Consider the following 7,829-nt stretch of genomic DNA (forward strand, 5'->3'; position numbering starts at 1 on the left):
GGTGACGTTTGAGAGGCTCGCCGGTTCGCTGAATATAGCGCTAATGAACGAACTTGCTAGAACGGTTCTCTTGGTAATAAGACGCGCCACGCACATTCTCATGAACCGGTGTCGGCGTCTCCGGAATGAATAACGGAAGTTCCATTTGCTCAATTCCTTTCTCCAGAATTGATTTGACACTGGTATAGGAAAAGGCGCCTATGGCGATGGCTCGAGTGGCTGCGGCTTCTAGTCTTTCCGTAGAAAACCTCTTACTGAGACTAATAATGCCTAGACAGCTGCGATAACCCTGCTCGGGATGAGGCTTACGAGCCAATATTTCTTCGATGAGCTTGCCGATACTCGGGCCCATGCTCTTGCCCCAATCGATAAGACGTGAAGGCGTCCATTTCATATGTTTCTGATGGGATTTGGGTCGATGGAGCGGATCGGTGACCATTTGCCCCTTCCTAAACGCCCGGCGATGGCTAGCAACCCGACTACCCTTGTGAAATATTTCGACGATTGATTCCGTGATTCTCACATCAACTTCGTGCTTCACAAGGGTATAGGGCACGCTGTAGTGAACGTATTCGACGGTGATGTGGTAATCGATGTTGACTCGAGATAAGCGCCAAAATGCGAATTCATAAGGCATGGTCGGAAGTGGTCGAAGGGCTGGCTTGTCCAGACTCTCAAACAAGATCTTCCGGGAGCCCTCCATCTTCTGGAATGGCTTCTCATTCAAACGAACCAGCAACTCATGAATGGCTTTGTTTAACTCAGCAAGGCTGAAGAAACGTCGATTTCGTAGCACCGCTAAAATCCAGCGCTCGGCAAGTAGAACAGCTGCTTCTACCTTGGCTTTATCTTTTGGCTTCCGAGGTCTTGTCGGCAGAATGGCACTACCGTAATGGGATGCCATTTCGTAATACGTACGGTTCACATTGGGCTCATAGCGATCCGCATGCTTCACACCGGATTTCAAATTATCCGGGACGAGCAATTCAGGAACACCACCGAAGAACTGGAAGGCTCGTACATGACCGTTTACAAAAGACTGGAGGTCCCTGACCCCACTGCGCTTCCGCGTAGGTGTAGCTGCTTGCACCGAGCGTGGCAACAAATAACTGAGCTGCCCTGATTTCGCCTGTTTCACCGTCAACCACAGGGATTTTCGGCCCTGCGTAGTCGATAAACAACTTCTCGCCGGCCTTGTGTTCTTGGCGCAAGGAAAGCTGAAGAGACTTCTTCCACTGGTTAAACCGCTCGCAAAACTGACTGTACTGATAGCCCTCCGGGTACAAGCTTTTGTACTCCATCCAAAGGAGTTGGAGGGTGACGCCTTTTCTTTTGGATTCTCTGTACATGAGGTTCCAATCTGGTTCTTTCCGGTTCTTGGGTCTGCCCATTGCCTTAGGGAAGAGCATGACTTCCAGCTTACGTTCATCCAGATTTGCTGGCAGCGGCCATGGTAATCCGGCCTCCTTGGCGCGAGCTAGAATGTTACTAACGGTACCGTGTGAGAGGGACAAGCTACGTGCGATTGCTCTTTCACTTAAGCTCGATTCGTTGTGTAAACGTAGAATGTCTAATACACGTGGCAAAGCTATCCTCCTTCGTTTCGGCAAGACTGTGTGCTCCTTTCGGCTGATGTCTCGTAAGACATTCGACCAGCGGAGCGCTGCAACCTTTGCCTGATGGGATAGCCGACTTGAGAGGGAAAACTGGAAGGGGATTAGTGGCTAAGACTTTCCGGAATGACTGACCAATACTTTTCGGAATGACTGGCTAAGTCTTTCCGGAATCGGCGACCAATACTTTCCGGAATGGGTGGCTAAAACTTTTCGGAATACGCACCCGGCTCAAATAAACTGTAATTTTCATAACAAAAGTCATGATATTTCTTCTCTTCTGTTCTTATATTCGCTACTCTGTTCATTTCCTCACCTCAAGCTTTCTGCAAGTTTCATCTAACGTTGTTGTATTCACGAACCCGAGAGGCTTAAGCCGACAAAGTCGCCGAGTGGCTACGCCACTTATCCTCGCAGGGTTGTCCGCCTGAATTCGCTTCTCCGAAAATTCCTCTGGCGGACCAAGGAGCCGTTAGGCTCCGCCGCGTGAATACGGTGTTGGTATATTAAGCTCATCCCACTGAGTCGGGGTTGAGCTTTTTCTTTTATACTAGAAAAATCACCACTGGGTAAAAACGTATGCGGTGTTGGGACTTAGATCTCTTCGCATAAAGTGTTTCAGCCTAAGTAACGTTCATACCCCGATTTAGCTGGTTGGGCCTTAGAGCCCGTATCACCGTACCAACCTGTGGAGAACGATTACGCCGGGTCCTAGTAGGTTCACAAGGAGGTTTTATGCAACAACCTATTCTCAGTATTGACGTAGCCAAAGGCAAAAGCGTAGCCGCTGCCTTTTCAGCTTACGGTGCCATTGTCCGTAAACCATTTTCTTTTTCTCACTCGCCTCATGGCGTTTCTTCGTTGCTCCCTTTACTCGACCAACTCGAAGAGATGACCCAGCAAAGACCTCATGTCGTGCTCGAGGCAACCGGCAATTACTCCAAACCGCTTGTCTCTTTCTTTTCCGCCAAAGGATATCCCGTTGTCGTGCTCAATCCGCTTCTTACTCACCAACTGAAGAAGAAAGCCACCCGTAAGGTTAAAACAGATCCCATCGATGCGCTGCCCAAGCCTTCTATCTGGAGGAAGTATCTCCGGTCAATGAACTTGACCCCAAGATTCTAGAACTTCGCGCTCTGTGCAGGCAGCACTACCAATGTATGTCCTTGTACGGCAGTGTTCAACTGCATTTCCGCTCTGTTCTGGATCTCGGTTTCCCCGGCTATGACAAGGCTTTTCAGAACCTATGTAACCCAACTTCCCTGCAATTATTAAGTACCTTCCCTACTCCGCAAGCCCTGCTAGAAGCGAGTCAGGAGGATATCTTAAGAATTCTCTTGCACAATCGCCGAGGGCTCGCATGGAACCAAAAGAAGCTAGCTACTCTCCTCACACTTGCACGTGACAGTCTGCCAGATCCTCAGGCTTCTTGTGCTCATTTGGTCGCGATGAAGAACTACATTTCCTTGATACAAGCGCACCAAGCGGGATTAGCGGATATTCAAAAACACATGCTGCAGCTCGCTGCTTCCTTGCCTGAACATGCCTTACTTCGCTCGATTCCAGGCGTCGGACCGCTCACTGCAGCCACAATCCAAGCGGAGATTGGCGATATAAAAAGGTTCCCTTCCGTTAAACAGTTGACCGCTTTTGCAGGGCTGGATTCATCTGTTTACGAGTCGGGAACCTTTAAGGCCAATCAGAATCGCATTTCCAAAAGAGGTTCATCATACCTCCGTACCGCCTTGTTTCAAGCTACCGTTGCAGGGATCTCGAAGCAAGTTCACGGTCCACGAAATGAGGTTCTATCGCGATATTACCAGTTAAAACGTTCGCAAGGCAAGCTAGCAAGCGATTGTTGCCACTGCTAACAAGCTTTTACGCATTGTTTATGGCGTCTGGAGCGGAGAAACACCTTTTTCAGCATCTTAAGCTAATCCATTAGGAACATTTTGCCATATGCCTTCGTTTTCCAGGTAGGCTTATTTGAGCTCGTCTATTTTTATCGTTCGAAATCTTATTTTTCGGCTGTATTGACTTTGATTAGCTGGTTTAGATGAAGTTGTTTGACCTCTTGAATTAGCTAAACAACTTATTTTTAATCAATATATTAAATTGATTACTTTCCCGGTTAATTGATTTAACAAGAATAGAAATTCGATTATCTTCGTTTAATAAACTCCAGTAATAATTTAAATTCTCCTCTGTACTGTTAAAGATTGGGACGATTAAAGGTTCCCCTTGAAAAGAAGGCAATGGTGCACCATCACGTGAATAAGTAGTGATACAATGTCCAACCCCAGGGATAGCTTGATCATATGAAAAGATGTTTCTTACGTTTACGGCCGGATTATTGTAAAGGGATTTTAAAATAGATAGCTTATATGTATGATTTGTATCATTAAGATCCACAATCCCCGATATTCGAGGCGTAAAATTAGGAGCATCGGGTTCATAGGTTCTCTCCCTCAACGCTTCCTCGAAGCTTCCCCCTATGGAAATTTTATCAAAGATTGTATCGGTCTGGTCACCGTTTGAAACGATATGTACTTTGTCTAGGGATTTAATAGGATAATATATGATTAACGATGGATCTGTTAGCTTGCTCTCATCATATGCTTCATTCTTAACAGCCCCGTTCTCTTCCATAACAAAAATCCTGTTTCTGCTATTCTCGCTTCGTCCCATAATCCAATAGATCTGAAAGACGATCGACTCATCAGGCGATAAACCAATAACAATTCCCCTACCAGAGTATGAATTTTGTGTAAGATCCTCAATATGTCTCTTTAATAATTCTTTCATGAATAGTCCCCCTATTTTCGTCTTCAAACAATTTCACCTAACGTCTCCGTGTTCACGACGTCCCACCACCCTAAGGTCCAAAGGACCGGCCGCGATGCGGTTGGGTGGTGCGGATGTGTCCCGGCAATTACTTCTTCGACTTTTACTTCCGGGACCGAGGCGGCTTGTCCGCCGATGCGTGAACATATTGTTAGATGAAGTTACCGACTTCTTTGGTCGTACCCGCGTTCAGTTCTAATCCTTAGGGCACCATTTCTAATAATTGTTGATTCACTCTGTTCACTAAGTTTCAGGTAATCATAAAGTTTTGGAGAATTTATCATATGTAATACCTCTAATGCCGCAATTTTCTGATACTCATAATCTGATAAGTAAGCTTCAACAGCTAGCTCTTCTGCATATTTAGACTTCATGAAACCGAGAGCCAATAAGGCTCTCCTTCTCACATATTCATTAGAGTCTTGCCAATAAGATATAACTATATCTTCAACCTCGTGATAAGTCCCATATAGCTTGCTTACATAAAATACAAGCTGCCATCGAGTATCATGATCTGGATAACTAAATCCACGTTTTGCAAGGTGAATTAGGAAATTAGGGTGTTCAACAAGTAACTCCGCAAGATATTCTCTTTCATTATCTCGTCCAATGAGATATAAAAAAGCATTAATAATCTCTTCATTGCAATCTTCATAATTATTTGATTGTAGGAAAAGATCAATAGCATTTATAATTTCCATCCAATTAGGGTAGTCCGTTTCCCAATCATTAACATGTTCCACTGTCTTTGACCATGAAACAAAATCATAGTAATGGTTCATGATCTCATTGATATGCTTCATTGTGGATACCCTCTTTTTAATGATTTCGGTAATTTCCTCTAACGTCTCTCGTATTCACGAACCCGAGAACCTTAAGCTCCATAGGGGCGGCCGCGACGCGGTTAGGTTCGCAGGGTTGTCCGCCTGGATCCACTTCATCGATATGCCTCGGGCAGACCCAGAAGCCGAAAGGCTCCGCAACGTGAATACGGTGTTTATCTGATGCCGCGACTTCATCGAAACAATTTTAAATGTACTTCAATTATTATTAAAGGGCTTTGAAAAATCCCGGACTTGTTTACTTTGTTGATCATATTCAGCCCAATAAAACAAATCTCTATAATCTACATTTGCAATATTGAGATAGTATTGAAGCCTTTCAATGCTACCTTCAGATAAAAACAAAATTGATCTAATCAATCTCAATTTAAATATTTCATCTTTGTGAAAAAAACTTTGATTAATTAAAAGTCCTTCGACAAGATCGTATTGTTTCTCATATTCCTGTTGTATTCTTTCAATAATGTCCGGTGCTAGAATTAAATCCATAATTCAACTCCAAACTTTAGGGATTTTGAATTTAATAGCACTTCCGCGGTTTCACATAACGTTCTTGCATTCACGAACCCTCACCGGCCTAGATAGCTCTTATCTTGGCCGGTGCAGGGTTGTCCGCTGAATCAGCTACTTCGAAAATGCTTCTTGCGGACCGAGGGGCGTCAGCCCCGATGCGTGAATGCAGTGTTAGGCGAAGGATCTTTGAGTTACCCTCACATTAATATTATTTCGATTTATTACTTCTACTTTCCATTTATTCCCTTGTCGAAGGATCTATTTTGGGAACATTAATCGTATTTCTCAAGTTCAGTATGTAAATCTCTCAATAATATGTCTACTTCCACAATGGCTGTGTCACTATTATTAGGGAAAATAGAAACTTTTAATTTGTCTTCTTTCATCCCTGAAAGCCATTCTTCAATAAATTCGTAAAGATCTATGCTCTCGGGTTTAAATCCCGACCATTCTTCTACTGCACAGTTCTGAGCAAATTCTTGATTTGGAAAGAATGGAATACACTTATTCCCTTCACCGTCATCAGCTGTTGCCCAACCGTCATCGTATAATCCCCAAATTTCTTCATAATCAGATACTTTCTTAATAAAATACTCGTACCTGATGTTTGGGGGCTGTTTTAAGACAGCTTCGAATTCTTTACGATTCAATTTATCACCGCCGCTTTTTTAAGTGTAGTTTTAAGAAAGACTCCAGTTTAATAAGTACCATACATCTTGAACCTAAAGATTAATATTTAACTTCCCAGAACTTACCCTACTAATAATAACCTTCGATCTTTCGCCTAACGTTCTTGCATTCACGAACCCTCACCGGCCTAGATAGCTCCTATCTTGGTCGGTGCAGGGTTGTCCGCTGAATCGGCTCCTACGAAAATACTTCTCGCGGACCAAGGGGCGTTAGCCCCGATGCGTGAATGCTTTGTTAGGCGAAGTTTCCTCTTCATCGAGTTACTTAAGTACAATGGTTTCCCATCCATCATATCTTCCTTCGTACTCTTCAGACACGTTGACTAATAAATCAGTAACTTCATTAATAGAATGTAAATCAACATAATCATTACGGTATATTTGCGATACATATTCATTACTATCATCTGTTCTATCAAGCTCAACGTTGAAACCCATAGTTATTATCTTCCCTTCAAAACCAGCACGATCTAATTCACTATTAAAATATAGCCAGTGGTCTACTCTTCTTGATTCCCCTAAAGGATCTCCAGATTCGCTTAAAGAATCAACAACCCCTCTGTTTCCCATATGTTGCAATTGAAATTTATCCGGATATAAAAAATCGAAATAAAACTCCCAAGGATTATCTTCATCAATATTAAACACTTCTACTTCGTAGTTATGCTCGTTGAAGATTTCCTTCGCGAGCTTATCTAAGTCATAAGTAGAAGAAAAATAATAATATACTTCCCTTATGCCATTTATTGTCATACGTCCAACGTTATAAGCTAGCCCACCAATTTTTTGAGACAATACATCCTCAAGCTCATTGATTAGTTCGGCCTCGTCATCAACAGGTGTGCCGCTTTCACCAGGTTTCTTAATAGGGATTCTTACCACCTTAGGAAATGAAAACTTGCTTTTATCGATCTCGTTCCATACATCCATGTCAAGAACAATTGATGCAAACTTATCTTCTATATTACAAAAATAAATGTCCCAATGATCAGACATTTGAATACCTCCTTAGGAAATTTCGCCTAACGTTCTTGTGTTCACGACGTCCCACCACCTTAAGGCGACGAAGTCACCGGCCGCGATGCGGTTAGGTGGTGCGGATGTGTCCGGCTGAATATTCTTCCCCGCTGCTGAAAGGCATCCTCGATTCCACTTCTAACTTCTGCCGGACCGAGGGCCGAATGGCCCGAAGCGTGAACATGGTGTTATCAGATGCCGGTGTCTTCTTCGATCAACCTCAATTGCTTCTTAAATTCCTATGATTGAAATATATTCATTTTGTTTACTTGTATCATTTATCCAAATTATCAATTCGTCTATTAATAAAA

The 7,829-nt window shown here is 43.3% G+C and carries 8 protein-coding genes and 2 pseudogenes; 3 read left to right on the forward strand and 7 right to left on the reverse strand.

Features of this window, described 5'->3' with window-relative positions; genetic code table 11:
- Positions 1–40 precede the first annotated feature (40 nt).
- Positions 41–1,586 (reverse strand): annotated as a pseudogene (gene istA, locus ACESLK_RS19500) (IS21 family transposase).
- 236 nt (positions 1,587–1,822) lie between these two features.
- Positions 1,823–1,921, reverse strand: a pseudogene (locus ACESLK_RS19505) (class I SAM-dependent methyltransferase); the annotation flags it as partial.
- 427 nt (positions 1,922–2,348) lie between these two features.
- Between ACESLK_RS19505 and ACESLK_RS19510 the strand changes: the two are divergent.
- Together ACESLK_RS19510 and ACESLK_RS19515 are read left to right on the forward strand one after the other, a co-directional pair.
- Positions 2,349–2,738, forward strand: a complete 390-nt coding sequence (locus tag ACESLK_RS19510; RefSeq protein ID WP_373231372.1) for an IS110 family transposase — start codon at positions 2,349–2,351, stop codon at positions 2,736–2,738.
- A 35-nt stretch (positions 2,739–2,773) separates the two neighbouring features.
- Complete coding sequence (locus tag ACESLK_RS19515) at positions 2,774–3,484, forward strand: transposase (protein WP_373231373.1); 711 nt, start codon at positions 2,774–2,776, stop codon at positions 3,482–3,484.
- A 208-nt stretch (positions 3,485–3,692) separates the two neighbouring features.
- On the opposite strand, the gene ACESLK_RS19520 is transcribed toward ACESLK_RS19515, so the two are convergent.
- Together ACESLK_RS19520 and ACESLK_RS19525 are read right to left on the reverse strand one after the other, a co-directional pair.
- The gene (locus ACESLK_RS19520) at positions 3,693–4,418 is read right to left on the reverse strand and encodes an IMP cyclohydrolase (RefSeq protein ID WP_373231374.1); all 726 of its coding nucleotides are present in this window, start codon (positions 4,416–4,418) and stop codon (positions 3,693–3,695) included.
- Positions 4,419–4,618: 200 nt separating this feature from the next.
- Positions 4,619–5,260 carry a HEAT repeat domain-containing protein gene (locus ACESLK_RS19525; RefSeq protein WP_373231375.1) on the reverse strand — a complete coding sequence of 214 codons (642 nt, stop codon included), beginning with the start codon at positions 5,258–5,260 and terminating at the stop codon, positions 4,619–4,621.
- Between the two features lie 19 nt (positions 5,261–5,279).
- On the opposite strand from ACESLK_RS19525, the gene ACESLK_RS19530 reads away from it, so the two are divergent.
- Positions 5,280–5,462 (forward strand): hypothetical protein, encoded by a 183-nt coding sequence (locus ACESLK_RS19530; protein WP_373231376.1) that lies wholly within the window; start codon positions 5,280–5,282, stop codon positions 5,460–5,462.
- A gap of 35 nt (positions 5,463–5,497) precedes the next feature.
- Here the strand turns inward: ACESLK_RS19530 and ACESLK_RS19535 are convergent, their stop codons facing one another.
- From ACESLK_RS19535 to ACESLK_RS19545, 3 genes are all read right to left on the reverse strand, one after another.
- Positions 5,498–5,788, reverse strand: coding sequence for a hypothetical protein (locus ACESLK_RS19535; RefSeq protein ID WP_373231377.1), 291 nt, complete (start codon positions 5,786–5,788; stop codon positions 5,498–5,500).
- A gap of 296 nt (positions 5,789–6,084) precedes the next feature.
- Complete coding sequence (locus ACESLK_RS19540; RefSeq protein WP_373231378.1) at positions 6,085–6,462, reverse strand: DUF2750 domain-containing protein; 378 nt, start codon at positions 6,460–6,462, stop codon at positions 6,085–6,087.
- Between the two features lie 300 nt (positions 6,463–6,762).
- Entirely contained in the window at positions 6,763–7,497 is a 735-nt protein-coding gene (locus tag ACESLK_RS19545) for a DUF695 domain-containing protein (RefSeq protein WP_373231379.1), read from the reverse strand.
- Positions 7,498–7,829 lie beyond the last annotated feature (332 nt).

Origin of the sequence: Cohnella sp. (genome assembly GCF_041640265.1) — a bacterium.
Lineage (GTDB): Bacteria > Bacillota > Bacilli > Paenibacillales > Paenibacillaceae > Cohnella.